Here is a 25,447-nt window from a genome sequence, read left to right as displayed (position 1 = left end):
CAGCAGTGAAACGATGCATCGCCGATGGTAGTGTGGGGTTTCCCCATGTGAGAGTAGGTCATCGTCAAGATTCATTTCGCAAAACCCCTATCTGCGCATGCAGGTAGGGGTTTTGTCTTTTCTGGCTGTTGCACGGGGCCTGTCGCGGCTACCAGCCGTGATATCGTTCCCCATCATCCACCCAGGAACCTTTCCATGCCCAACGCCACCTCACTTCATCCCGGCTTCATGATCGTCCATGGCAACCGCCTGGACGACCTGCGCAGCCTGGTGGTGAGCTGGATGCGCCGCTACCCGCTGGCACCGTTGGAGAACGAAATTGCCCTGGTGCAGAGCAACGGCATCGCCCAATGGCTGAAACTGGCCCTGGCCGAAGACCCCGAAGATGACGACCAGGGCGGCTGTGGCATTGCCGCCGCCATCGATGTTCAACTGCCGGGCAGTTTCATGTGGCAGCTGTACCGCAAGGTGCTGGGCCGCAACGAGATCCCAGAGGTTTCCCTTCTCGACAAGGCGCCGCTGACCTGGCGCCTGATGCGCCTGCTGCCGGCGTTGATCGAGCGCGAACATTTCGAACCGCTGCGTCGTTTCCTCACCGACGACAGCGACCTGCGCAAGCGCTATCAACTGGCCGAGCGCCTGGCCGACTTGTTCGACCAGTATCAGGTCTACCGGGCCGACTGGCTCAGGGACTGGGCCGCCGGCCTGCACATCCTCAACAGCGCCCGCGGTGAGCGCAAACCACTGCCGCCTGGCAACCGCTGGCAGGCCGAGCTCTGGCGTGCGCTGCTGGACGATGTGGGCGAAGCGGGCATGGCGCAGAGTCGTGCCGGCGTGCACCAGCGTTTCCTCGAACGCATCAATGGCCTGGAACAGGCTCCCGCAGGCCTGCCATCGCGGGTGATCGTGTTCGGCATCTCGTCGTTGCCCGCCCAGGCTCTCGAAGCGCTCGCCGGCCTGTCGCGTTTCAGCCAGGTGTTACTGTGCGTGCACAACCCTTGCCGGCACCATTGGGCCGACATCGTTGCCGACAAGGACCTGCTGCGCCACCAGTACAAACGCCAGCAGCGCAAGCAAGGCATGCCGCTGCAACTGGATGACGAGTCCTTGCACCAGCATGCCCACCCCTTGCTTGCCGCCTGGGGCAAGCAGGGCCGTGACTACATCAACCTGCTCGACAGCTATGACGACCCTGGCAGCTACCAGGGCATCTTCAGCGACGGGCGCATCGACCTGTTCAGCGACGGCCAGCCCAGCACCCTGCTCAACGAGTTGCAGGACGACATCCTCGAACTGCGTCCCCTTGCCGAAACCCGCGAGCGCTGGCCAGAGGTCGACCTGGCCAAGGATCGCTCGGTGCGTTTCCATGTAGCGCACAGCCCCCAGCGCGAGGTGGAGATCCTCCACGACCAGCTGCTTGCCCGCTTCAGCGCCGACCCCAGCCTGCGCCCGCGCGACGTCATTGTCATGTTGCCGGCGATCGACACCTACGCCCCGCATATTCGCGCGGTGTTCGGCCAGCTGCAGCGCAGCGACCCACGCCATATCCCGTTCACCCTGACCGACCAGGGCCAGCGTGGCCGCGACCCGCTGCTGATCGCCCTGGAGCACCTGCTCAAGCTCCCGGACAGCCGCTTTGCCGTCAGCGAAGTGCTCGACCTGCTCGACGTCCCGGCAGTACGCGCGCGCTTCGGCATTCGCGAAGGCGACCTGCCCACCTTGCACCGCTGGATCGAGGGCGCCGGCATCCGCTGGGGCCTGAACGCCGGCCAACGGGCTACCCTTGGCCTGCCCGAGGGCCTGGAGCAGAACAGTTGGCGCTTCGGCTTGCGGCGCATGCTGCTGGGTTATGCCGTGGGTGTCGGTGAAGGCTGTGACGGCATCGAGCCCTATGATGAAATCGGTGGCCTCGACGCCGCCCTGATCGGCCCGCTGGTGGCGCTGCTCGATGCCCTCGATGTGGCCTACCAGGCGTTGTCCTTGCCGGCCACTGCCAGCCAATGGGGCGAGCGCCTGAACGCTTTGCTGCAGGTGTTTTTCCTGGCTGAAGGGGAGCATGACGAGTTCCTCCTGATGCAACTGCAGGAGCTGCGCGATAGCTGGCTTGAAGTGTGCGAAACGGTGGGCCTGCAAGATCAGCTGCCGCTCACGGTCATCCGCGAGGCGTGGCTCTCGGGCCTCGACCAGGGCAAGCTGTCCCAGCGTTTCCTTGCCGGCGCCGTGAACTTCTGCACCTTGATGCCGATGCGCGCCATCCCGTTCCGCGTGGTCTGCCTGCTGGGCATGAACGACGGCGACTACCCGCGCGCCCAGCCGCCGCTGGATTTCGACCTGATGGCCAGCGACTACCGGCCAGGCGATCGTTCGCGCCGTGAAGACGACCGCTACCTGCTGCTCGAGGCGCTGCTCTCGGCCCGCGACCAGCTGTACATCAGTTGGGTCGGGCGGAGCATTCGCGACAACAGCGAACGTCCGGCCTCGGTGCTGATCGGCCAGTTGCGCGACCATCTGGCGGCCGGTTGGCGCCTGGCTGGCGGCAAGGACGCCGAGGCCGGCGAGCAGCTGCTGCACGCCTTGACCCAGGAGCACCCGCTGCAGCCCTTCAGCGCACGTTACTTCCAGAAGGGCAGCGCGCTGTTCAGCTACGCCCACGAGTGGCAACTGCTGCACCAGCAAACCGATGAAGAACAACAACCCGATGCCGCGCTGCCGCCGTACGTCAACGATGAAGCACTGACGCTGACCCAGCTGCAGGACTTCCTGCGTCACCCGGTCAGGCATTTCTTCAGCCAGCGCCTGAAGGTGTTCTTCGAGGCCCTGGAAGCACCGACCCCGGACGAAGAACCCTTCGTCCTCGATGCCCTGCAACGCTACAGCGCCAGCGAAAGCCTGCTCGGCGCCGCCTTGGCCGACCCGGAGAACGCCGAGCAGGCGCTGCAGGCCCAGGCTCGCCGCCTGCAGGCCTGCGGCATGCTGCCCCTGGCCGGTTTCGGCGAGTTGCTGCAAGCCGAGCTGATCCAGCCGCTGCCCGACCTGCTGCAGCGCCACCGGCAGTTGTTGCAACGCTGGCCGACGGTGGTCGAGGGTGCACTGCCGATCCATTTCGAGCACGCCAATCACCGCCTCGAAGGTTGGCTGGGGCGTGTCTACCAGGCCGAAGACCAGAGCCTGCTGAGCATCACCACGGTGCCCAATACCATCAGCGCCGGGCGCAACAACCTCAAGTGGCACCGTCTGATTGCCAGCTGGGTGATGCACCTGGCCGCGTGCGCTGCGGGCTATCCACTGCACAGCGCGCTGCTGGCCAGCGACATCACCTTGCTGCTCGGCCCCTTGCCCCAGGGCGAAGCGGCCGAACAGCTTGGTCACCTGCTGGTCTCGCGCCAGGCCGCCATGAATGCACCACTGCCGGTCGCGGCCAAGACCGCGTTCGCCTGGCTGGCCCAGGAAGACCCGGACAAAGCCCGGGTCGCCGCCATTCGCGCCTACGAAGGCGACGGTCGCACCAGCTTCGGCGAGCGCAGCGAAAGCCAGGCCCTGGCCCGTCAGTTCCACGACTTCGCAGCGCTCAGCGCCGACGAAACCTTCGAAGGCTGGTGCGAAACCCTGTACCGCCCCTTGTTCAGCGCCGCCTGGCAGGCCCAGGGCAATCCGGAGAGTGACGCATGACCCAGGCCCGCCCCCTGGCACTGAGTTTTCCCCTGCACGGCAGCCAGTTGATCGAAGCCAGTGCCGGTACCGGCAAGACCTTCACCATCTCGGCGCTGTACCTGCGCCTGATCCTCGGTCACGGTGGCGAGCAAGGCTTCGGCCGCGAACTGCTGCCGCCGCAGATCCTCGTAGTGACCTTCACCGACGCCGCCACCAAGGAGCTGCGCGAGCGGATCCGCGCCCGCCTGGCCGAGGCTGCGCGGTTCTTCCGCGGCGAACTGCAAGGCGCCGACCCGCTACTGCAGCAGCTGCGCGATGACTACGCCGAAGCGCACTGGCCGCGTTGCGCCGGCCGCCTGGAAATCGCCGTGCAGTGGATGGACGAGGCGGCGGTCTCGACCATTCACGGCTGGTGCCAGCGCATGCTTCGCGAGCACGCCTTCGACAGCGGCAGCCTGTTCACCCAGAGCCTGGAAACCGACCACAGCGACCTGCTCGGGCAGGTCATGCGCGATTACTGGCGGCGCTTCTGCTACGGCATGCACGGCGAGGCGCTGAACTGGGTGCGCAGCCACTGGGTCAGCCCCGACGCACTGCTGCCGCGCATTCGCCCGCTGTTCGGTCGCCTGCGCGGGCAGCAGGACGAGCAGGAGCCCCAGGCGCTGATCGACAGCGCACTGCAACAGCGTGTCGAGCAACTGGCCCTGCTCAAGGCGCCCTGGGCGCAATGGGCTGACGAGCTGCAACAAATCTGTCGTGATGCCGTCGCCGCCAAGCAGGCCGATGGCCGCAAGCTGCAGGCCCGCTACTTCGAGCCCTGGTTCGACAAGCTGCGCGCCTGGGCCGGCGACGAGCAGGCGGTGGAGCTCGACCTGGGCACCGGTTTCACCCGCCTGACCCCCGACGGCATGGCCGAAGCCTGGAAGGCCGGCGAGCCACCCAGCCACCCTGCGCTGCTGGCCATGCACGACCTGCCGCAACAGCTGCAAGCCCTGGAGAGCCCCGACGCGCGCCTGCTCGAACACGCTGCGACCTGGGTGTCGGCACGCTTTGAAGTCGAGAAGCGGCGCCGTGCCGAAATGGGCTTCGACGACATGTTGCTGCGCTTGCAGCAGGCGTTGCGCAGCGAAGCCGGGGAGCGCCTGGCCGGGCTGATCCGCGAACAGTTCCCGGTGGCGCTGATCGATGAATTCCAGGACACCGACCCGGTCCAGTACGGCATCTTCGAACGCATCTACCACATCGGCGAAAATCGCCCGGATACCGGCCTGTTCATGATCGGCGACCCCAAGCAGGCGATCTACGCCTTCCGCGGCGCCGACATCCATACCTACCTCGCGGCCCGGCGCGCCACCGCCGGCCGCCTGCACAGCCTGGACACCAACTACCGCTCCAGCCAGGCGATGGTGGCTGCGGTCAACCAGGTATTCCTGCTGGCAGAAGCCCGTGAACAGGGGCGCGGGGCCTTCCTGTTCCGCGACGCCGGTGACAACCCGCTGCCCTTCGTCGAGGTGAAGGCGAAAGGGCGCGGCGAGCACCTGCTGATCGACGGCGAGGGTTGCGCGGCGTTGCAATGCTGGCAGCTGGAAAGCCCAGAGCCGGTTTCCAGCGCCACCTACCGCCAGCACCTGGCCGCCAGTTGTGCCAGCCACATCGTCAGCCTGCTCAATGGGGGCCAGCGTGGCCAGAGCGGTTTCAGCAGTGCCGACGGCGCGCTGCGGCCCTGCCTGCCCTCGGACATTGCCATCCTTGTGCGCGATGGCCACGAGGCGCAACTGGTGCGCGCCGAACTGGCCGCCCGCGATGTCCGCAGTGTGTACCTGTCCGACAAGGATTCAGTGTTCGCCGCCCAGGAAGCCCATGACCTGCTGGCCTGGCTCAAGGCCTGCGCCGAGCCCGACTCGGAGCGCCTGCTCAAGGCCGCCCTGGCCAGCGTCACCCTGGAATTGTCGCTGGCCAGGCTCGACCAGCTGAACCAGGACGAACGGGTCTGGGAAGCCTGGGTGATGCGTTTTCGCCGCTACCGTGATCACTGGCAGCGCCAGGGGGTGCTGCCGATGCTGCACCACCTGCTGCATGACTTCGAGTTGCCGCGCACACTGATCGGCCGCAGCGACGGCGAGCGGGTGCTGACCAACCTGCTGCACCTGGCCGAGCTGCTGCAGCAGGCGGCCGGCGAGCTCGATGGCGAGCAGGCACTGATCCGCCACCTGGCCGAGCACCTGGCCAATGCCGGCCAGGCCGGTGAAGAGCAGATCCTGCGCCTGGAAAGCGACGAGCAACTGGTCAAGGTGGTGACCATCCACAAGTCCAAAGGCCTGGAATACCCGCTGGTCTACCTGCCGTTCATCTGCACCAGCAAGCCGGTGGATGGCAGCCGCCTGCCGCTGGCCTGGCACGACAGCCAGGGCAATGCACAACTGACCCTGACCCCGAATGCCGAGCAGATCGCCCTGGCCGACGACGAACGCCTGGCTGAAGACCTGCGCCTGCTCTATGTCGCCCTCACGCGGGCGCAATACGCCTGCTGGCTGGGTGTTGCCGACCTCAAGCGCGGCAACCAGAAGAGCTCGCAGCTGCACCGCTCGGCGCTTGGCTATCTGCTGGGTGGCGGCTTGCCACTGAACGGTTCGGAGCAATTGCATGCGTGGCTGCAGGGCTTGCAGTCGGGTTGCCAGCACATTGCCTGCCCGGCCCTGCCGCTGGCGAGCGATGAACGTTACCGGGCGCCTCACGCCGAACGCGAGCTGCTGCCCGCGCGCAAGCCGCGCCGGGCCGCCGCCGAGCACTGGTGGATCGCTTCCTACAGTGCCTTGCGGGTTGGCGAGCAGACGTTGGGTGCCGATAGCTCCCAGGCTCAGCAGTTGCAGGACGATGAAGTCGTCGATAGCCAGTTGCTCCGTGAAGTGCCCGCTGACGCTGGCGACATCCACCGTTTCCCACGTGGCCCCAACCCCGGCACCTTCCTTCACGGCCTGTTGGAGTGGGCCGGCCGCGAAGGTTTTGCCGAAGTGGCCGCTGACCCCAGGCTCATCGAGCGAACCGTTGGCCAGCGCTGTAACCGTCGCGACTGGACCGGCTGGATCCCCGCGCTCAGCCAATGGCTGCAAAAACTGCTGAACGAGCCGCTGCCGGCCCACGACGCACAGCTGACCCTCGCGCACTTGCAGCACTACCAGATCGAGATGGAGTTCTGGTTCGCCAGCCACGACGTCGACGCCGAGCAACTCGATCGCCTGGTGGCGCGCCATACCCACCCCGGCGCTTCCCGCCCGGCTGCGCAACCGAACCTGCTCAATGGCATGTTCAAGGGCTTCATCGACCTGGCCTTCGAGCTGGACGGGCGCTATTACGTCGCCGACTACAAATCCAACTGGCTCGGCCCGGATATCCAGGCCTACGACACCCAGGCCATGGAAAAGGCCATCCTCGAACACCGCTACGACCTGCAGTACGTGCTCTACCTGCTGGCCCTGCATCGCCAGTTGCGTGCGCGGCTGCCCGATTACGACTACGACCGCCACGTCGGCGGCGCCCTGTTCATCTTCCTGCGCGGGGCCAGCAGCAGCGGCCATGGCATGTATTTCGCCAAGCCGCCGCGGGCGTTGATCGAAGCCCTCGATGCGCTGTTCCGCGGCGTGCACGCGCCTGAGCAGCAGGACCTGTTTGCCGGAGCCACGCCATGAGCCGCACCCTCGATGACCTGCTGCCCACGCCGCTGCATGCCGAACACCTGCTGGCACTGGCGCCGCAACACGACAGCGGCGACCTGCTGCAGCTGCTCGACCGCTGGGTGGAGCGGGGCTGGCTGCGTGCGCTGGACCGGGCGTTCGTGTCCTTCCTCGAAGAACGTGCCCCTGGCAGCGACCCGTTGTTGCTGCTGGCAGCGGCCCTGGCCAGCCACCAGCTGGGCCATGGCCACGTGTGTCTCGACCTGCAGCAGACCCTCGCCGAGCCGGACTTCGCCCTGTCGCTGCCGCCGGAAGGCGATGCCCTGAGCGGCCCGTTGCTGTTGCCCTCGCAATTGCTGGCCAACCTCGACTTGAAAACCTGGCTGCTGCGTATCGCTGCCAGCCCCCTGGTGGCGGCAGGCGATAGCCATGCCCAGCACGCGCGGCCCTTGGTGCTCAGCGGCCAGCGCTTGTACCTGCGCCGTTACTGGAGCTACGAGCGACAGATCGACCAGACCTTGCGCCAGCGCCTGAGCCAGGATGACGCCACCCCGGCCGACCTGCCGGCGCGCCTGGCGCAGCTGTTCGACGAAGGCGCCTTGGCTGGCCAGGTCGACTGGCAGAAACTCGCCTGTGCCCTGGCCACCCGCGCCGGCTTCAGCATCATCACCGGCGGCCCGGGCACCGGCAAGACCACCACCGTGGTACGCCTGCTGGCATTGCTGCAGGCGCCAGCGGTGGAGCAGGGCAGGCCCCTGCGCATCCGCCTGGCCGCACCGACCGGCAAGGCCGCCGCGCGCCTGACCGAGTCCATCGGCCAGCAGGTCGAGCGGCTGCACGTCAGTGCGCAGGTCCGCGAGCAGATCCCCACCGATGTCAGCACCGTGCACCGCCTGCTCGGCAGCCGACCTGGCTCGCGGCACTTCCGCCACCACGCCGGCAACCCGCTGCCGCTGGATGTGCTGGTGGTCGACGAAGCCTCAATGATCGACCTGGAGATGATGGCCAACCTGCTCGCGGCCTTGCCGCCGAAGGCGCGCCTGATCCTGTTGGGGGACAAGGACCAGCTGGCCTCGGTCGAGGCCGGCGCGGTGCTCGGTGACCTCTGTCGGGATGCCGAGGAGGGCTGCTACTCCCCCGCGACCCAGGCCTGGCTGGAACAGATCGGCGGCCAGTCGCTGGCAGCCAGCGGCCTCAAGCCTGGCAACGAACAGCAGTATCCGTTGGCCCAGCAAGTGGTGATGTTGCGCTTCTCGCGGCGCTTTGGCGAAGGCAGCGGCATCGGCCAGTTGGCGCGCCTGGTCAACCGCCAGGAGGCGCGGGCGGCACGCGACCTGCTGAGCCTGCCGCCGGCCGATGTGTTCGGCCTGGCCCTGCGCGGTGAACATGACCGCGCCTTCGACCGGCTGATCCTCGACGGCCTCGACCGGGGCGCCGAAGGGCCCCAGGGCTATCGCAGCTACCTGCGCTGCATCGGCCGCTTCCGCCCGGCGCCAGGTACCGCCTTCGACGACCCTCGCTGGGAACAGTGGGCCGGCAAGGTGCTGCACAGTTTCGAGGACTTCCAGCTGCTGTGCGCGGTGCGCAAGGGCGCCTGGGGCGTCGAGGGGCTCAACGAGCGGGTGGCGCGGGTGCTGCACAACGCCGGCCTGATCGACCGCCAACAGCCGTGGTACGAAGGCCGACCGGTGCTGGTGACGCGCAACGACTACGGTCTGGGCCTGATGAACGGCGATATCGGCATCGCCCTGCGCTTGCCCGACGAGCAGGGCGAGCCGCTGCTGCGCGTGGCCTTCCCGCGCAACGATGGCAGTGGCGGCGTGCGCTTCGTGCTGCCCAGCCGCCTCAACGAAGTGGAAACCGTGTTCGCCATGACCGTGCACAAGTCCCAGGGCTCGGAGTTCAGCCACACCGCCCTGGTGCTGCCGGATGCGCTCAACCCGGTGCTGACCAAGGAACTGGTGTATACCGGCATCACCCGGGCCAAGCATTGCTTCAGCCTGATCGAACCGCGCCAGGGGATCTTCGAGGAGGCGGTGGCACGCAAGGTGCGGCGTATTTCCGGGCTGATGCTTGAGCAAGTCTGACGCGATTACTGTAGGAGCGGCCTTGCGTCGCGAAAGGGCCGCAACGCGGCCCCAGCAATTTCTGCTGCGAAGCTGAATCTCTGGGGCCGCTTCGCAGCCCTTTCGCGACGCAAGGCCGCTCCTACAGATAGCCAGCGTTGTGCTATCGTTGCGCCGACTCAGACAAGATTTTTGAGAGAATTCTCACATGACAGGCGCCAGGGACCGGTTGACAGGCTGTGCGCTTTTGCTGCTGCTAGCTGCCCTGTCGTTATTGGCCGGTCCTGCCCAGGCGGACGGTTCGGCCACCTCAGCCCAGGCCCAGCAGCGCGCCAAGGCGGTCACCCAGGTGGTCCTGGGTATCCTCAGCTATGCCCGCTGGCCCGTCGAACCCATGCCGTTGCGCCTGTGCCTGGTCGGCCCCACCGAATACGCCGACGACCTGATCAAAGGCAATGCGCAGAACTCCGGCCAGCCCTTGCAGGTTCGCCGCCTGCTGGCCGATGACCGTCAGCTCCCCGCAGCCTGTGACGCCGTCTACATCGGCAAGCTCGACCTCGGCCAGCGCGATCGCTTGTTCCAGGCCATCAGCGGCCACCCCGTGCTGAGCATCAGCGAAGCCGACGACCCCTGCACGGTGGGCAGCCTGTTCTGCCTGCGGGTCGGCGACCAGCAGGTGGCCTTCGAGGTCAACCTCGACTCCGTGGCCCGCTCCGGCGTGCGCATCCACCCCAGCGTGCTGCAGCTGTCGCGGCGCCGGGCGGTGCAGCCATGAGCAGGGTAAACAAGCGCAGCGTGCGCCCGACCCTGCGCTCGGTGCTCGGCCGTGGCCACCTCAGCGTGGCCTTGCTCGCCGTGGGCCTGGCCGGCATTTCGTTGACCCTGCTCGGCGTGCTGGCCCTGCGGGTGTACGCCAACCACAACCTGCACCTGATCGCCCGCTCGATCAACTACACCGTCGAAGCGGCCGTGGTGTTCGACGACAGCGCCGCCGCCAATGAAGCGCTGGCGCTGATCGCCAGCACCGAGGAAGTGGCCGACGCCAAGGTGTTCAACGACGATGGCGAGCAGCTGGCGCACTGGCAGCGGGCTGACAACGGCATGCTGGGGCAGTTGGAAGCGCATGTGGCGACGGCCTTGCTCGACGAACCCATCAACCTGCCGATCCTGCACCAGCAACAACCGGTCGGGCACATCGAGCTGGTCGGCCAGGGCCGCAGCCTGTTGCTGTTCCTGCTCAGCGGGTTGGGCGGCATTTTGCTCTGCACCGCGCTGAGCGCGTTTATCGCCCTGCACCTGTCGCGCCGCCTGCTCGGCGATATCGTCCGGCCCTTGCGCGGCCTGGCCAGCGTCGCCCACGCCGCGCGTCGCGAGCGCAGCTTCGACCGGCGGGTGCCGGAGGCGCCGATTGCCGAGATCAACGAGCTGGGCAACGACTTCAACGCGCTGCTCGACGAACTGGAGGTCTGGCACAGCCACCTGCAGAGCGAAAACGCCACCCTGGCCCACCAGGCCAGCCACGACAGCCTCACCGGCCTGCCCAACCGGGCGTTCTTCGAGGGCCGCCTGAGCCGCAGCCTGCGCAATGCCGCGCGGCAGCAGGAGCACCTGGCGCTGCTGTTCCTCGACAGCGATCACTTCAAGCAGATCAACGACAGCCTCGGCCATGCGGTGGGTGACGAGGTGCTGATCAACCTCGCCGAACGGGTGCGCGCGCAGCTGCGTGAGCACGACCTGGTGGGCCGCCTGGGGGGCGACGAGTTCGCCGTGCTGCTGACCCCGCTGCATTCGCGTGAGGATGCCCAACGCATCGCCGAGAAGATCATTGCCTGCATGCGCCTGCCGATCATGCTCGACAGCGGTGGCAGCATCACCACCTCGCTGAGTGTCGGCATCGCCTTTTACCCGGATGACGGCGGCGACCCCGCCAGCCTCCTCAACGCCGCCGACGCGGCGATGTACCAGGCCAAGCGCAAGCGCCGCGGGCACTGGCATGCGGCGCAGACGGAGGCGTCCGCCGCCGAGATCAAGAACAGGAGTTGAACCGTGATCCAGCGTATGCGTTTTTCCTTCGTTGCCGTCGTCCTGGTCCTGCTGGCGCTGGCCGGTTGCCAGAGTGCACCGCCCAAGGGCCTGAGCGCCGAGCAGATCGCCGTGCTCAAGCGCGAAGGCTTTGCCCCGACAGACGATGGCTGGGCCTTCGACCTGTCGGGCAAGGTGCTGTTCGGCAGCGACCTGGACAGCCTCAACGGCGCCAGCCAGGCGATCGTCGAGCGCATCGGCAAGGCCTTGCTTGGTGTCGGCATCCAGGGCGTGCGGGTGGATGGGCATGCCGACGCTTCGGGCAAGGCGGGGTACAACCAGCAGCTGTCGGAGCGGCGCGCGCAGAGCGTGGCCAGGGCACTGGTCGGCGTGGGGATGGCGGAGCAGAACATTCGCACGCGGGGCTTGGGCAGCAGTCAGCCGGTGGCGGATAACCGTACCAGTGCAGGCAGAACCGAAAATCGGCGGGTGTCGATCGTGGTGGCGTCCTACTGACGTATTGGGTGCTGTGGGAGCGGGTTCACCCGCGAACACGGGCGAAGCCCGTGCCATCTATCGCAGCGGCTGCTTCGCGGGTAAACCCGCTCCTACAGGGGGCGAGTCGGCCGTTTGTCTCTTCAATTCTGGGCGAAACGCATCTCGCGGGTCTCTCCCATCAACAACGCCTCATTCGCTTCGGTCACCCCACGGATGTAGTCCCACAGCAAGGTAATCCGCTTCAACTTGCGCAAATCTTCCCGGCAGTACATCCAGAACTGCCGCGTCACCTCGATCTGCTCCGGCAACACCCTCACCAACCGCGCATCCTGCGCCGCCAGGAAGCACGGCAGGATCGCCAGCCCACGCCCCTGCAGCGCCGCCGTGTACTGGGCGATCACGCTGGTACTGCGCAGGTGCGCATTGGCGTTGGGAATCAGGTTGGCCAGGTACAGCAGCTCCGAGCTGAACGCCAGGTCGTCCACGTAGCTGATGAACGGGTGGCTGGCCAGGTCGCTGACCTGGCGGATCAGCGCATGGCTGTCGAGGTAGTCCTGGGTCGCGTATAGCCGCAGCCGGTAGTCGCACAGCTTGCAGCACACATAAGGCCCGTGTTCCGGCCGCTCCAGGGCGATGACGATATCCGCCTCGCGCTTGGACAGGCTGATGAAGTGCGGCAGCGGCAGGATGTCCACCGAGATCGCCGGGTAGGCGTCGACGAAATGGCTCAGCTGCGGGGTGACGAAGAAGCTGCCGAAGCCTTCGGTGCAGCCCATGCGCACATGGCCGGACAGCGCCACGCCAGAGCCGGACACTTGCTCGCAGGCCATGTGCAGGGTGCTCTCGATCGACTCTGCGTAGCCCAGCAGGCGCTGCCCTTCGGCCGTCAGCACGAAGCCGTTGGTGCGTGACTTCTCGAACAGCAAGGTGCCCATCGCCCCCTCCAGCGAGCCGATGCGCCGCGACACCGTGGTGTAGTCCACGGCCAGGCGCTTGGCGGCGCTGCTGGCCTTGCGTGTGCGCGCCACCTCGAGGAAGAACTTCAGGTCGTCCCAGTTCAGGGCGCTGAGGGAGGTCAGGTCTTTTTGCATGTTGATCCGGTTTTTTTGTGCGTTCTTGTTGGATGTTTGCACATCTATACTCGAAAAAAGCCCCAAGACGCCACCTCGCGTTTGCCCGGCGCTGGCGATCTCGTCCTGACAATAATTCCAAGGAGAACGCAGATGAACGCACCGCAATCCCCCGACAAGACCCAGGTCGAACAGGCCAGGCTGCTGATCGACGGCCAGTGGGTCGAATCGAAGACCAACGAATGGCGTGACATCGTCAACCCGGCCACCCAGGAGGTGCTGGCGCGGGTGCCGTTCGCCACCGTAGAGGAAGTGGACGCCGCCGTTGCAGCCGCCCAGCGCGCCTTCAAGAGCTGGCGCGACACCCCGATCGGTGCGCGCATGCGCATCATGCTCAAGCTGCAGGCGCTGATCCGCGAACACACCAAGCGCATCGCCCAGGTGCTCAGCGCCGAGCAGGGCAAGACCCTTGCCGACGCCGAGGGCGACATCTTCCGCGGCCTGGAGGTGGTCGAGCATGCTGCTTCCATCGGCACCCTGCAGATGGGCGAGTTCGCCGAGAACGTCGCCGGCGGCGTCGACACCTACACCCTGCGCCAGCCGCTCGGTGTATGCGCCGGCATCACCCCGTTCAACTTCCCGGCGATGATCCCGCTGTGGATGTTCCCGATGGCCATCGTCTGCGGCAACACCTTCGTGCTCAAACCCTCCGAGCAGGACCCGCTGTCCACCCTGCTGCTGGTCGAGCTGGCGCTGGAAGCCGGCGTGCCGGCGGGTGTGCTCAACGTGGTGCACGGCGGCAAGCAGGTGGTCGACGCGATCTGCACCCACCCGGACATCAAGGCGATTTCCTTCGTCGGCTCCACCGAAGTCGGCACCCACGTGTACAACCTGGCCAGCCAGCACGGCAAGCGCGTGCAGTCGATGATGGGGGCGAAGAACCACGCCGTGGTACTGCCCGACGCCAACCGCACGCAAACCGTCAACGCCCTGGTCGGCGCCGCCTTCGGCGCGGCGGGGCAGCGCTGCATGGCCACCTCGGTGGCGGTGCTGGTGGGCAAGGCGCGCGAGTGGCTGCCCGACATCAAGGACGCGGCCAGCAAGCTCAAGGTCAACGCCGGCTGCGAGCCGGGCACCGATGTCGGCCCGGTGGTTTCCAGGCGCGCCAAGGAGCGGGTGCTGGGCCTGATCGAAAGCGGCATCCAGGAAGGCGCCACGCTCGAGCTCGATGGCCGAGGGGTGAAGGTGCCGGGCTACGAGCAGGGCAACTTCGTCGGCCCGACCCTGTTCTCCGGGGTGACGACCGACATGCAGGTGTATACCCAGGAAATCTTCGGCCCGGTGCTGGTGACCCTGGAGGTCGACACCCTCGACGAGGCCATCGCTCTGGTCAACGCCAACCCGTTCGGCAACGGTACCGGCCTGTTCACCCAGAGCGGCGCGGCGGCACGCAAGTTCCAGAGCGAGATCGACATCGGCCAGGTCGGCATCAACATCCCGATCCCGGTACCGGTGCCGTTCTTCAGCTTCACCGGCTCCCGGGGCTCCAAGCTCGGCGATCTCGGCCCGTACGGCAAGCAAGTGGTGCAGTTCTACACTCAGACCAAGACCGTCACCGCCCGCTGGTTCGATGACGACAGCGTCAACGACGGTGTCAACACCACCATCAGCCTGCGCTAAGGAGTTCCTCATGCGTATCGCATTCATCGGCCTGGGCAACATGGGCGCGCCCATGGCCCGCAACCTGATCAAGGCCGGGCACTCGTTGAACCTGTTCGACTTGAACAAGACCGTGCTGGCCGAGCTCGCCGAACTCGGCGGGCAGGTCAGCGCCTCGCCCCGGGACGCGGCGGCCAGCAGCGAACTGGTGATCACCATGCTGCCGGCGGCGGCCCATGTGCGCGCCGTGTACCTCGATGAAGAAGACGGTGTGCTGGCGGGCATTCGCCCGGGCACGCCGACCCTCGATTGCAGCACCATCGACCCGCAGACAGCGCGGGATGTGTCCAGGGCCGCCGCGGCCAAGGGCGTCGACATGGGCGATGCACCGGTGTCCGGCGGCACGGGGGGAGCGGCGGCGGGCACCCTGACCTTCATGGTCGGGGCCAGCGCCGAGCTGTTCGCGACGCTCAAGCCGGTGCTCGGGCAGATGGGCCGCAACATCGTGCACTGCGGTGAGGTCGGCACCGGGCAGATCGCCAAGATCTGCAACAACCTGCTGCTGGGCATCTCGATGATCGGCGTGTCCGAGGCCATGGCCCTGGGCAATGCGCTGGGCATCGACACCCAGGTGCTGGCCGGCATCATCAACAGCTCGACCGGGCGTTGCTGGAGTTCCGATACCTACAACCCATGGCCGGGTGTGATCGAGACTGCACCGGCGTCGCGTGGGTATACCGGTGGGTTTGGCGCCGAACTGATGCTCAAGGACCTGGGGCTGGCCACCGAGGCCGCGCGCCAGGCGCATCAACCGGTGATCCTCGGCGCCGTGGCCCAGCAGCTGTATCAGGCCATGAGCCTGCGCGGTGACGGCGGCAAGGATTTCTCGGCGATCGTCGAGGGGTACCGCAAGAAGGATTGACGAGCGAGGAGTTCATCGCGGCCCAGGGGGTCGCGATTTTTTTGCGCTGCACAACCCTGTGGGAGCGGGTTTACCCGCGAATGCTGTAGTGGCTCCACTACCGCATTCGCGGGTAAACCCGCTCCCACAGTGGGCTGTGCCTCGGCTGAGGTCAGGCGAAGACGAAATACTTGCGCACGGTCTCGACCACTTCCCAGGTGCCTTTCATCCCGGGTTCGATCACGAACACATCACCCGCCTTCAGATGCTTCGGCTCTTCGCCTTCCGGGGTGATGATGCAGTAGCCATCGAGGAAGTGGCAGAACTCCCATTTCTCGTAGTTGACCTCGAACTTGCCCGGGGTGCAGATCCAGGTGCCCATGATCTTGCTGCCGTCGGCCGACAGGTAGGCGTTGAGGTTGACGGTGTGCGGATCGCCGCCGATGCGCTTCCACTTGGTGGCGTCCACGACCGGCGTCGGGCAGGTTTCGCGCAGGACGGTGATGAAATCGGACATGGCACAACTCCTGGTGACTGGCTGAATGACTCGTCACCATAGAGCCAAGCGCCGCGCCGCAGTTGCCTGGGCTCGACGTCCAGGTGCCTGCCCGCGCTAAAACATTGGAATTCAGACTTCCTACGGAGTGACAGTGGAAGCCTACAGAGCAGCCCGACTCCTCCGCTGGTCGCCTTAGGTGTGTGTAGTGTGTACTGCGCTTCAGCTCGGTGTGTATCATACACATCGACTGCCGAAGGAAGAGCGAATGCGCAGTCGTGGAGATAGCCAATGAAATTCCCTGTCGTGTTGCACAAGGATGCCGATTCGGATTACGGCGTGACTGTCCCCGATGTGCCCGGCTGCTTCTCTGCCGGCTCGACGGTCGCCCATGCACTGGAGAACGTTCAGGAGGCGCTGGCGCTGCACTTCGAGGGCCTGGTCGCTGATAACGAAGCGCTTCCGCAAGCCCGGGAAGTCGACGTGCATGTGGCGAATCCCGATTATGCCGGTGGCGTCTGGGCTGTCGTCGATTTCGATGTCACGCCGTATCTGGGCAGGGCAGTGAGGTTCAACGCTACGCTGCCGGAAAACCTGCTGCAGCGAATCGACGAGAAAGTGCGGCGTGATCCTCGTTACGCTTCCCGCTCCGGCTTTCTGGCATCTGCGGCATTGCGCGAGTTGGCGCTCGCGCACTGAGTTGCCGCTGGCTATGCCCACCAATACCGGACAAAGTGGAAAAACACCGGAGCCGCAAAGCACACCGAGTCGATCCGGTCGAGCATGCCGCCATGGCCCTCGATCATGTGGCCCCAGTCCTTCACCCCGCGGTCGCGCTTGATCGCCGACATCACCAGCCCGCCGAAGAAGCCCATGGCGTTGACCGCGAGGGCCATCAGCGCGGCCTGCCAGAAGCTGAACGGGGTGATCCAGCACAGCAGGGCGCCGATCAAGGTCGCCAGTGCAACCCCACCCACCAGGCCTTCGAGGGTTTTCGACGGCGACAGGTTGGGGGCTACCTTGCGCTTGCCGAACAGCTTGCCGCACACGTACTGCAGCACGTCGCTCAACTGCACCACCAGGATCAGCCAGGCGATCAGCAGCAGGTTGCGGCCCTCGAAACCGGGGATGTCCAGGGTCATCAGCGCCGGCACCGACGACACGCAGTACACCGCGATCATCAGCCCCCACTGGACCTTCGAGGCACGTTCGAGAAAGCGTGTGGTGTCGCCGCCCAGGCTCGCCAGGATCGGCAGCAGCAGGAACAGGTACACCGGGATGAAGATGCTGAACAGGCCATACCAGTCCATGGCGATCAGCACGTACTGCACCGGCAGCGCCGCGTAGAACGCTGCGACCAGCGCCGGGTAGTCGCTGCGTCGGGTCGGGGTGAGGGTCATGAATTCGCGCAGGGCGTAGAACGACACGCCGTAGAACAGCACGATCACCCCATACTTGCCGAACACGAATGCCAGGCCGATCACCAGCACCATGACCCACCAGGCATTGATGCGCGCGTTGAGGTTGTCGATCACCGCATGCGGGGCGGGGCCTGCGCGCCACTTGAGCAGGCGGCCGATCGCACTGGCCAGCAGCAGCAGGGCGCCGATGCCGGCGAACAGGGAAAGGGTGTTGTCGTCCATGTCAGGCATCCTTCGGGGCCAGGTTCAGCAGGGCCCGGCTGGCCCGCTCGAGAAATGCCTGCTTGCCTTCATCGGCGAGCAGGTGCAGGGGGTCGCCGAAGCTCAGGGTGCACAGCAACGGAAGGGGCAGGGCGCGGCCCTTGGGCATGACCCGGTTGAGGTTGGCGATCCACACGGGCACCAGTTCGATCCCGGGGTGGGCCGCCGCCAGATGGAACAGGCCGCTTCTGAAGGGCATCAACGGTTCTTCACCCAGGTTGCGGGTACCTTCCGGGAAAAAGATCAACGAGTCGCCCTGGGCCAGGGCATCGAGCACCGGTTGCAGAGGGTTGCCCTGGCCTTCGCCGCGCTGGCGGTCGATCAGCACGCCGTTGAACACCTGGCGGATGAGGAAGTCGCGCAGCCCGGGCCTGGCCCAGTAGTCGGCACCGGCCACCGGCCGGGTGCGCTGGCGCAGGGGCGCTGGCAGCGAAGCCCAGAGCAGCACGAAATCGCCGTGGCTGCTGTGGTTGGCGAAGTAGAGGCGCTGCACGGGTTGCGGCGTACAGCCCAGCCACAGGGCGCGGGCACCGGTGATCAGGCGGGCGGCGGAGGTGATGGCGAAAGCGGTCAGGGTGGCGAGCATGGATCGGTTCTTATCCGGTGAAGGGCAATGTCAGCAGGGTAGCCAAGGCCAGCAGCACTTGCAGGCCCAGGCATGACGCCTGGCGACGCAGCAGCGCCAGCGCGGCCTGGCTGCGGGTAGGCCAGTCGCGCGTGTCGCTGGCCTGAGGTTTGAGCTTCAGCCCATGCAGGCTGCGGTCCAGCGCCTGGGTATCGGCCACCAGGTCGGTGCTGCTGGCGAGGCCGGCAAACAGTTCGGCGTCCAGCGCCACACGCATCGCCCAGTACTTGTGCAGCCCGCCGAGCATCAGCAAGGCCACGCACAACAGCGTGCCCAGCGGCCGCACGGGCGTGCCGAGCAGCGGCGCCAGGCCATAGGCCAGGGCCACCAGGGTGATACCGTCCGACCAGCGTTCCAGTTGCGTACCGCGTCGCAGCAGGCAGGCGATCACCAGCAGGTTCATCGGTGGGCTCCGAGGCGTTGCAACACTTGGCGGTGGGCGGGGTGCAGGACGATCCTCGGGCGAACCTGGCGGAGCAGCCGCTCGGCCTGGTCGGCATCGGCGCAGCGGCCGCTGACGATCAACCAGGCCGCCACGGCACTGGCGCTGCGCGAGTAGCCCAGGGCGCAGCAGACCAGCACCGGGCCTTGCTGGCGCAGGTGCTCGATGGACGTGGCCGCCTCCAGTAGCAGGCCATTGTCGGGGGCTATCAGGTCCAGCGCCGGAAATACCCGGTAGGCCTGCTGGCCAGCCACGACACAGGGCAGTTCCGCGCACAGGTCGACGATGGCGGCTTGCCCGAGGCGTTCGCCAACCCCAGGAATCCGCCCCAGGAACACGCCCTCACAGACTTCATCCGGGTGTGGCTGGCGCCAGGTCCACAGCCGCGAGTTGACCCACGCTCCCAGCAGGTAAGGCGCGAACAAAGCCACCGCGGCGCACGACAAGCGGCCATCGCTGCCTTTTTGAAACCCACCGGCACCGAGCACCGCGTAGTTCAGTGCAACCAGCGCCAGCGACAGCGAGGGCCAGGCCAGCCACAACCAGGCGCCACCCAAGGTGAACGCCACCCCTGCACACGCCGCTGCACCCAGCGCATAGGCCAGCGCCAGCCACCAACACTTGTGCGCCCGGGCCAGGCGAATGTTCTGCCAGGGCAGTCGACCCTGTGACGGCCACAGCCACAGGCACAAACAGCCCGCCAGCGCGCCAGTGGGCAGGTCGATGAAGTGATGCTGCCAGGTCGTCAGCACCGACAGGCCGATGAGTGCCATCCAGCCGTGCATCAGCCAGCGCCAAGGTTGGCGGTGCAGGTGGCGGGCGAACATCGTCCACAGGATCACCAGCAAGGTGATGTGCAGCGACGGCGCCTGGTTGAACGGTTTGTCGAAGCCCATCAGCACATCGAACAGCCAGCCGAACAGCCCGTCCAGCGCTGGTCGCTCGAAGGTGAAACGCAATGGCCAGAGCAGGAAGCAGGCCACGCACAGCACTTGTGCAGTCAGCAACGCCAGGGCATGCCGGTCCATTTCCCGGCGCGTGCGCGGCAGCAGGAACGACAAGCCGTACAACAGGTCGATCGACCAGTAGGGAATGATCGTCCATGGCCACAGCGGCATGTGCTGTTCCCAGGCGAACACCAGGCTGCCCACATCGCTGCGCCCGGCCGTGAGCTGGTTCGCCAGGCCGTAGCTGATGAAGAACAGCGGCCCCAGCAGCACGAGCCAGAGTACGCCCCGCAGGACAAGCCCAGGCTCGCGCGCCTGGCTCATTCGTCGACCTTTTGTGCCAGGCTGACGCTGAAGATGCCCCATTCGTCGATGCGTTGGGCGAGCTTGCGAAACCCCGCGGCCTCCACCAGCTGGTCCATTTCCGCCTGGCTGCGCCGGCGCATGATCCAGGCCTCGCCCCCCCGGTGGCTGGTCAGGGCGCGGGCGATCATCTCCAGCTGCGGGTGCCAAGGTTGCCCGGTATAGACCAGGTAACCCCCGGCGGGCACGGCCTCGGCCAGGCCGCCCAGCGAATTGCCCACCAGTTGGTTGCTGGCGAACAGCTCGTACAGGCCCGACACCACGGCCAGGGTCGGGCGCGGTTCCAGGCTGGCCAGGCTGGTGCGATCGAAGGCATCGCCCTGGACGAAGCGGGCGATGTCCGCCAGGCCTTTCTCGGCGATCAACGCGCGGCCTTGCTGCACGTTCAGTTCACTGTAGTCACGCAGCAGGATCGAGTCCGGCCGCTGTTCCAGCCCTTCCAGGGCTTCGAGGATATAGCGGCCATGGCCGGCGGCGATGTCGACGATATCCACAGGCCGCTGCTGCTCGCGCAAGTGGGCAATGGCCAGGCGCAGCAGCGCTTCGACATGCAGCTTGCGCTGGCGAATGCCACGCCAGCCGATGGCGTCCAGGTAGTTCCGGTCGATCAGGCGGCCCAGTTTGCCCTTGCCCGTGGGTTGGTTGCGGTACACGTAGTCGAGCGTACTGCCGGAGTCGAAGCCGGTGTCGAACCCCAGCTTCACCCCGGCCGACAAGCCCTTGCCCAGGCGCAGGCCGGCGCGGGTGGCGCGCCAGTACAGCGCCCGCGGCGAATGGCGCGGCAACGGCGCGGCGAGGCTTTCGGCCTCGGCGCAGGTGGCGCCGAGCTTGTCGGCATCGAGCAGGCAAGGGACCGCCGCCGGGGAGTCGAAGCAGTGCGCGACGAAGCGTTCGATGCGCCGCAGGGCGTGTGCCCGGTCGCGTTCGCCGAGGGTATCGTGGAAGAAACCGGGGAGGATGTGCATCTCCTTGCGCGCGCTGCCCAGGCGTTCGAAGAAGCGCTCCTGCGGTTTGCGCTGGACCACGAAGTCGGCGCCGGACACCAGCAGCTGAGTGGGCAGCTGGATCGCCTGGGCATCGGCAACCACACGGTCGGCAGCCTCATACAGGCCCAGCAGCATGGTCACCGAAATGGGCCGGCTGATCAGCGGGTCGGCGACATACGACATGACCCGTTCGGGGTCATGGGTCAGCAGGCCAGGCCTGACGTAGCTGTTGACGAAGAAGTTGCCGTGCAAGGCCTTGAGCAGTTTCAGCCCGGGCCGGGCGAACGGCACGTACAGCTTGATCTCGAATGCCGGCGAGGCCAGCACCAGGCAGCGCACCTTGGGGGCGTAGTCGTGGGCCCAGGTGGCGATCAGTACCGCCCCCACGCTCTGCGCCAGCACCACCAGGTCCTGCTCGGCGATGCCGTGTTGCGCCTGGATATGCTCGATGAAGGTCTGCACATCGCGCACGCTGGTGGCGAACCCCGGGCTGTCGCCCCGTGCGCCTGGCGACTGGCCATGGCCACGGGCATCCCAGGCGAAGAAGTCGTAGCCCGGCATGTTCAGCTCATCGGCCAGGTGGGCCATGCGCCCGCCGTGCTCGTGGCCGCGGTGGAACATCACCACGGCCCTGCGTGGCTGGTATTCATTGCGGGCGGCGGGCCAGTGACGGTAGTGCAGCTCGACACCGTCATGGGTGGAGAAATGCAGTGCTTGCGCTTGGCGCATGGTCAGCGTCCTTTTCCGGCGGGGGGCTCAGCGGCGTTCGGCCAAGCCCTGGCGAACCCGGTTGTAAAGGGTATAGAGCGAGAGCAGCAGGATGACCAGCAGCAGGCCGTTGGCCCAGCTCGCGTTCAGCAGCCCAAGGCCCACGCCGGCACCCAGCACGCCGAAGGCGAAGGCCCGGTCGCTCTTGCCCATCGGCCCGTCGTAGCGCCGCGAAGCACCGGCCAGCGGGCCCATGACGCCGGCGTATTCGCTGATGAGCGCGGCGATGACCACCAGCACCAGCAACGGCGGCGAGATGCCGGGCAGCAGGGCGAAGGGCAGGTACAGCGCGGCGTCGGCCACCAGGTCGCAGAGCTCGTTGAGGTAGGCGCCGAGCCGGGTCTGCTGGCCGAATTCACGGGCGAGCATGCCGTCGACGGCGTTGAAGGCCATGCGCAGCAGCATCCACAGCGGCACCAGCAGGAACAGCCAGGTGCTCTGGTTGAAGGCGGCGAGCAGCAGGCCCAGCAGCACCGAGACCAAGGCGGCGCCGAGTGTGACCTGGTTGGCGGTGACGCCTTTGCCGTGCAGGCGCTGCACCGATGGGCGCAGCAGGGCCTGGAAGCGGGGCTTGAGCTGGTAGATCGAGGGCACGGGGAACATTCCTTTTCGAGTGCGTCGAGCCGATTGTGGACAATCCGTCGCGCGCGCTGCAAGCGGCCATGCTCGTATGTCTTGTCCTACCCGCCCGGTACACGCCATGATGGCGGCCATGGATACCTTGATCGCCTTCTACCAGAACATCGGCCTGGCACTGACGCTGCTGGTGCTCGTCACTTTCCTGCTGGCGGGCGCCGTCAAGGGTGTGATCGGCCTCGGCCTGCCGACCATCGCCATGGGCCTGCTCGGGTTGGCGATGCCACCGGCGCAGGCGGCGGCGCTGCTGATCGTGCCCTCGACACTCACCAACCTCTGGCAACTGGCGGCCGGTGGCCATTTGCGGGCGCTGTTGCGCCGGCTTGGGCCGATGCTGGCGATGATCTTCCTCGGCACGCTGCTGGGCAGTGCCTGGCTGGGTATCAATAGCGGGCCGTGGGCGGTGCATGCGCTGGGGGCGGCGCTGCTGGTCTACGCGCTGTACGGGCTGGTTGGCCCGGCCTTGCGCGTGGCGCCGCAGCGGGAAGGGTGGCTGGGGCCGGTGTGCGGCCTGGTGACAGGCGTGGTCACCGCCGCCACGGGCGTGTTCGTGATGCCGGCGGTGCCTTACCTGCAGAGCCTGGGCCTGAGCCGCGACGAGATGATCCAGGCCCTGGGCCTGTCGTTCACCGTCTCGACCCTGGCCCTGGCCGTCGGCCTGGCAGGCCAGGATGCCCTGGGCGGCGAGGCGTTGGGCGCCTCGTTGCTGATGCTGGCGCCAGCCCTGCTGGGCATGCTCGCCGGCCAGTGGCTGCGCCAGCGCATCAGCGCAGCGCTGTTCAGGCGCTGCTTCTTCATCGGCCTGGCCGCGCTGGGCGGCCACCTGCTGATCAACGGCTAGCGGACGAGGCGCTGAGCATCACGATTGGCTGGATGTCGAAATCGCGCTCCAGGTAGTCCATGCGCTTGTCGAAGAACTCGACCATGTGTGGCAGTGCCGAGTGCGCGTCCAGCGCCGCCTGGTCGGCCCATACCTCGTAGAACACGAACAGGCTCGGGTCCTGCTGGTCACGCAGCATATGGTATTCGATGCAGCCTGGCTCCTGGCGGCTCGGCTCGACGTAGGCGCGGAACAGGGCTTCGAAGGCTTCGGCCATTTCCGGGCGGGTCTTGGCCTTGAGGATGAATGCTTGCTGCTGAGTCATGGAACATCACTCCAGATAAAGGGTGGAACGATTCTACGGCAATAATTCAGTGCGGATTCGTGACTCCAGGTCAATTGTATTTTGCCCCGTCCCTGCTGTTTCACCTGCCCGCGAGCCATTAATGTGCCGGTCATTCCTTCATGACCCGAGGCACCCCATGAAAAACATCCTTCTGCTCAACGGCGGCAAACAGTTCGCCCATTCCGATGGCCGTCTCAACCAGACCCTGCACGATGCCGCCCTGGCCCACCTGGACCGTGCCGGCTACGACGTGCAGCAGACCTTCATTGACGCGGGCTACGATGCCCAGGCCGAAGTGGAGAAGTTCCTCTGGGCCGACGTGATCATCTATCAGATGCCGGGCTGGTGGATGGGGGCGCCATGGACCGTGAAGAAGTACATCGACGAGGTCTTCACCGCCGGTCACGGCAGCCTCTACGCCAACGACGGCCGCACCCGCTCGGACCACTCGCAGAAGTACGGCAGCGGCGGCCTGGTGCAGGGCAAGCAGTACATGCTGTCGCTGACCTGGAACGCGCCGCAGCAGGCCTTCGACGACCCTAGCGATTTCTTCGAGGGCAAGGGCGTGGATGCGGTGTATTTCCCATTCCACAAGGCCAACCAGTTCCTCGGCATGAGCGGGCTGCCGACCTTCCTGGCGGTGGATGTGATGAAGCGCCCGGACGTGCCAGCGGCGCTGGCGGCCTATGAAGCTCACCTGGACAAGGTGTTCGGCAAGGCCGAGTAATGCATTGGCTGTACCGGCCTCTTCGCGGGCAAGCCCGCTCCCACAGGAGATCACCCATCCTGTGGGAGCGGGCTTGCCCGCGAAGAGGCCGGTACAGCTGAAGCTGGACTTGCAGTCGACAAGCAGCTATCTAATCCTTGCGCAGACCACCCACAGGCCCCGCCGTGAAAACCCGCTCCGAAGAACTCCAGGTATTCGTCGCCGTCATCGACTGCGGTTCGATTTCCGCCGCCGCCGAGCAGATGGGCCAGACCCCGTCGGCGGTCAGCCGCACGTTGTCACGCCTGGAGGCCAAGCTCGGCACCACCCTGGTCAACCGCACCACGCGGCGCATGGACCTCACCGAAGAGGGCCGCTTCTTCCTCGAACGCTCCCGCCGGGTACTGGAGCAGATGGACGAAATGGAAGAGCGCCTGTCGATGAACCGCCAGACCCCGTCCGGGCGGCTGCGCATCAACGCTGCGGCGCCGTTCATGCTGCACGCCATCCTGCCGTGGATCGGCGAGTTCCGCCGCCAGTACCCAGGCATCGAGCTGGAGCTCAACACCGACGACCTGATCATCGACCTGCTGGAGCAGAGCACCGATGTGGCCATCCGCATTGGTGAGCTGGCCGACTCCAGTCTGCATGCCCGCGCGCTCGGCTGCAGCCCGGTACAGGTCCTGGCCAGCCCGGCCTACCTGGAGCAGCATGGCACCCCGGCCACGGTCGAAGCACTCGACCAGCACTGCCTGCTCGGCTTCAGCCAGCCCGAGTCGCTGAACCACTGGCCGCTGCGCCATGCCCACGGCGACCGCTGGGCGATCCGCCCGGCGCTGCTGGCCTCCAGCGGCGAAACCCTGCGCCAGCTGGCCCTGGCCGGGGAGGGGATCGTTTCCCTGTCGCACTTCATGACCCACGAAGACATCCGCAGCGGCCGCCTCAAGGTGTTGCTGGCCGAGGCCAACAACGGCTATCGCCAGCCGATCCACGCGGTCTACTACCGCAACACGCAGCTGGCCCTGCGCATCCAGTGCTTTCTCGATTTCATCCAGCGCAAGCTGGTGATGTACGCCTGCTGAGTTGCCTGTA

General features: G+C 66.5%; 21 protein-coding genes. 12 read left to right on the top strand and 9 right to left on the bottom strand.

What is annotated here, in order from left to right; genetic code table 11:
* Positions 1–195: 195 nt before the first annotated feature.
* From recC to ACIP21_RS26600, 6 genes are all read left to right on the top strand, one after another.
* The gene (gene recC, locus ACIP21_RS26625; protein ID WP_400694300.1) at positions 196–3,669 is read left to right on the top strand and encodes an exodeoxyribonuclease V subunit gamma; all 3,474 of its coding nucleotides are present in this window, start codon (positions 196–198) and stop codon (positions 3,667–3,669) included.
* Positions 3,666–7,337 carry an exodeoxyribonuclease V subunit beta gene (recB, locus tag ACIP21_RS26620; RefSeq protein ID WP_400694298.1) on the top strand — a complete coding sequence of 1,224 codons (3,672 nt, stop codon included), beginning with the start codon at positions 3,666–3,668 and terminating at the stop codon, positions 7,335–7,337. The genes recC and recB overlap by 4 nt, the downstream gene beginning before the upstream one ends.
* Positions 7,334–9,409 carry an exodeoxyribonuclease V subunit alpha gene (recD, locus tag ACIP21_RS26615; RefSeq protein ID WP_400694297.1) on the top strand — a complete coding sequence of 692 codons (2,076 nt, stop codon included), beginning with the start codon at positions 7,334–7,336 and terminating at the stop codon, positions 9,407–9,409. Before recB ends, recD begins: the two co-directional genes overlap by 4 nt.
* A gap of 187 nt (positions 9,410–9,596) precedes the next feature.
* Positions 9,597–10,163, top strand: a complete 567-nt coding sequence (locus tag ACIP21_RS26610; protein WP_400694295.1) for a YfiR family protein — start codon at positions 9,597–9,599, stop codon at positions 10,161–10,163.
* Positions 10,160–11,431: a diguanylate cyclase domain-containing protein gene (locus tag ACIP21_RS26605; protein ID WP_400694293.1), complete on the top strand. Its 1,272-nt coding sequence runs from the start codon at positions 10,160–10,162 to the stop codon at positions 11,429–11,431. Before ACIP21_RS26610 ends, ACIP21_RS26605 begins: the two co-directional genes overlap by 4 nt.
* Before the next feature lie 15 nt (positions 11,432–11,446).
* Positions 11,447–11,926 (top strand): OmpA family protein, encoded by a 480-nt coding sequence (locus tag ACIP21_RS26600; RefSeq protein ID WP_400694302.1) that lies wholly within the window; start codon positions 11,447–11,449, stop codon positions 11,924–11,926.
* A 122-nt stretch (positions 11,927–12,048) separates the two neighbouring features.
* Here the strand turns inward: ACIP21_RS26600 and ACIP21_RS26595 are convergent, their stop codons facing one another.
* Positions 12,049–12,999: a LysR family transcriptional regulator gene (locus tag ACIP21_RS26595; protein WP_400694292.1), complete on the bottom strand. Its 951-nt coding sequence runs from the start codon at positions 12,997–12,999 to the stop codon at positions 12,049–12,051.
* Positions 13,000–13,131: 132 nt separating this feature from the next.
* Here ACIP21_RS26595 and ACIP21_RS26590 point away from each other — a divergent pair, with 132 nt between their 5' ends.
* Both ACIP21_RS26590 and mmsB read left to right on the top strand, forming a co-directional pair.
* Positions 13,132–14,658 carry a CoA-acylating methylmalonate-semialdehyde dehydrogenase gene (locus ACIP21_RS26590; RefSeq protein ID WP_400694290.1) on the top strand — a complete coding sequence of 509 codons (1,527 nt, stop codon included), beginning with the start codon at positions 13,132–13,134 and terminating at the stop codon, positions 14,656–14,658.
* 10 nt (positions 14,659–14,668) lie between these two features.
* Complete coding sequence (gene mmsB / locus ACIP21_RS26585; RefSeq protein ID WP_400694287.1) at positions 14,669–15,559, top strand: 3-hydroxyisobutyrate dehydrogenase; 891 nt, start codon at positions 14,669–14,671, stop codon at positions 15,557–15,559.
* A gap of 151 nt (positions 15,560–15,710) precedes the next feature.
* On the opposite strand, the gene ACIP21_RS26580 is transcribed toward mmsB, so the two are convergent.
* Positions 15,711–16,055, bottom strand: coding sequence for a cupin domain-containing protein (locus ACIP21_RS26580; RefSeq protein ID WP_003258412.1), 345 nt, complete (start codon positions 16,053–16,055; stop codon positions 15,711–15,713).
* 270 nt (positions 16,056–16,325) lie between these two features.
* Here ACIP21_RS26580 and ACIP21_RS26575 point away from each other — a divergent pair, with 270 nt between their 5' ends.
* Positions 16,326–16,733: a type II toxin-antitoxin system HicB family antitoxin gene (locus tag ACIP21_RS26575; RefSeq protein WP_400694284.1), complete on the top strand. Its 408-nt coding sequence runs from the start codon at positions 16,326–16,328 to the stop codon at positions 16,731–16,733.
* 11 nt (positions 16,734–16,744) lie between these two features.
* On the opposite strand, the gene ACIP21_RS26570 is transcribed toward ACIP21_RS26575, so the two are convergent.
* The 6 genes from ACIP21_RS26570 to ACIP21_RS26545 are packed head-to-tail and all read right to left on the bottom strand — an operon-like array spanning position 16,745 to position 22,441.
* The gene (locus ACIP21_RS26570) at positions 16,745–17,677 is read right to left on the bottom strand and encodes a phosphatidate cytidylyltransferase (RefSeq protein WP_400694281.1); all 933 of its coding nucleotides are present in this window, start codon (positions 17,675–17,677) and stop codon (positions 16,745–16,747) included.
* Between the two features lies 1 nt (position 17,678).
* Positions 17,679–18,302 carry a lysophospholipid acyltransferase family protein gene (locus ACIP21_RS26565; RefSeq protein ID WP_400694278.1) on the bottom strand — a complete coding sequence of 208 codons (624 nt, stop codon included), beginning with the start codon at positions 18,300–18,302 and terminating at the stop codon, positions 17,679–17,681.
* Positions 18,303–18,312: 10 nt separating this feature from the next.
* Entirely contained in the window at positions 18,313–18,744 is a 432-nt protein-coding gene (locus ACIP21_RS26560; protein ID WP_400694275.1) for a hypothetical protein, read from the bottom strand.
* Positions 18,741–20,054: a phosphatase PAP2/dual specificity phosphatase family protein gene (locus tag ACIP21_RS26555; protein ID WP_400694273.1), complete on the bottom strand. Its 1,314-nt coding sequence runs from the start codon at positions 20,052–20,054 to the stop codon at positions 18,741–18,743. The genes ACIP21_RS26560 and ACIP21_RS26555 overlap by 4 nt, the downstream gene beginning before the upstream one ends.
* Entirely contained in the window at positions 20,051–21,808 is a 1,758-nt protein-coding gene (locus ACIP21_RS26550) for a bifunctional alpha/beta hydrolase/class I SAM-dependent methyltransferase (protein WP_400694270.1), read from the bottom strand. The genes ACIP21_RS26555 and ACIP21_RS26550 overlap by 4 nt, the downstream gene beginning before the upstream one ends.
* A gap of 27 nt (positions 21,809–21,835) precedes the next feature.
* The gene (locus ACIP21_RS26545) at positions 21,836–22,441 is read right to left on the bottom strand and encodes a CDP-alcohol phosphatidyltransferase family protein (RefSeq protein ID WP_400694267.1); all 606 of its coding nucleotides are present in this window, start codon (positions 22,439–22,441) and stop codon (positions 21,836–21,838) included.
* Between the two features lie 118 nt (positions 22,442–22,559).
* On the opposite strand from ACIP21_RS26545, the gene ACIP21_RS26540 reads away from it, so the two are divergent.
* Positions 22,560–23,324: a sulfite exporter TauE/SafE family protein gene (locus tag ACIP21_RS26540; RefSeq protein WP_400694264.1), complete on the top strand. Its 765-nt coding sequence runs from the start codon at positions 22,560–22,562 to the stop codon at positions 23,322–23,324.
* On the opposite strand, the gene ACIP21_RS26535 is transcribed toward ACIP21_RS26540, so the two are convergent.
* Positions 23,314–23,628, bottom strand: coding sequence for a putative quinol monooxygenase (locus tag ACIP21_RS26535; RefSeq protein ID WP_400694261.1), 315 nt, complete (start codon positions 23,626–23,628; stop codon positions 23,314–23,316). The two genes, ACIP21_RS26540 and ACIP21_RS26535, sit on opposite strands and share 11 nt — an antisense overlap.
* Before the next feature lie 157 nt (positions 23,629–23,785).
* Here ACIP21_RS26535 and ACIP21_RS26530 point away from each other — a divergent pair, with 157 nt between their 5' ends.
* Positions 23,786–24,376: an NAD(P)H-dependent oxidoreductase gene (locus ACIP21_RS26530; RefSeq protein WP_400694258.1), complete on the top strand. Its 591-nt coding sequence runs from the start codon at positions 23,786–23,788 to the stop codon at positions 24,374–24,376.
* Positions 24,377–24,540: 164 nt separating this feature from the next.
* Positions 24,541–25,437: a LysR family transcriptional regulator gene (locus ACIP21_RS26525; protein ID WP_400694255.1), complete on the top strand. Its 897-nt coding sequence runs from the start codon at positions 24,541–24,543 to the stop codon at positions 25,435–25,437.
* Positions 25,438–25,447 lie beyond the last annotated feature (10 nt).

Source organism: Pseudomonas sp. NPDC089401 (assembly GCF_044749485.1).
GTDB lineage: Bacteria > Pseudomonadota > Gammaproteobacteria > Pseudomonadales > Pseudomonadaceae > Aquipseudomonas.
This window is presented reverse-complemented; position numbering and strand designations above follow the sequence as displayed.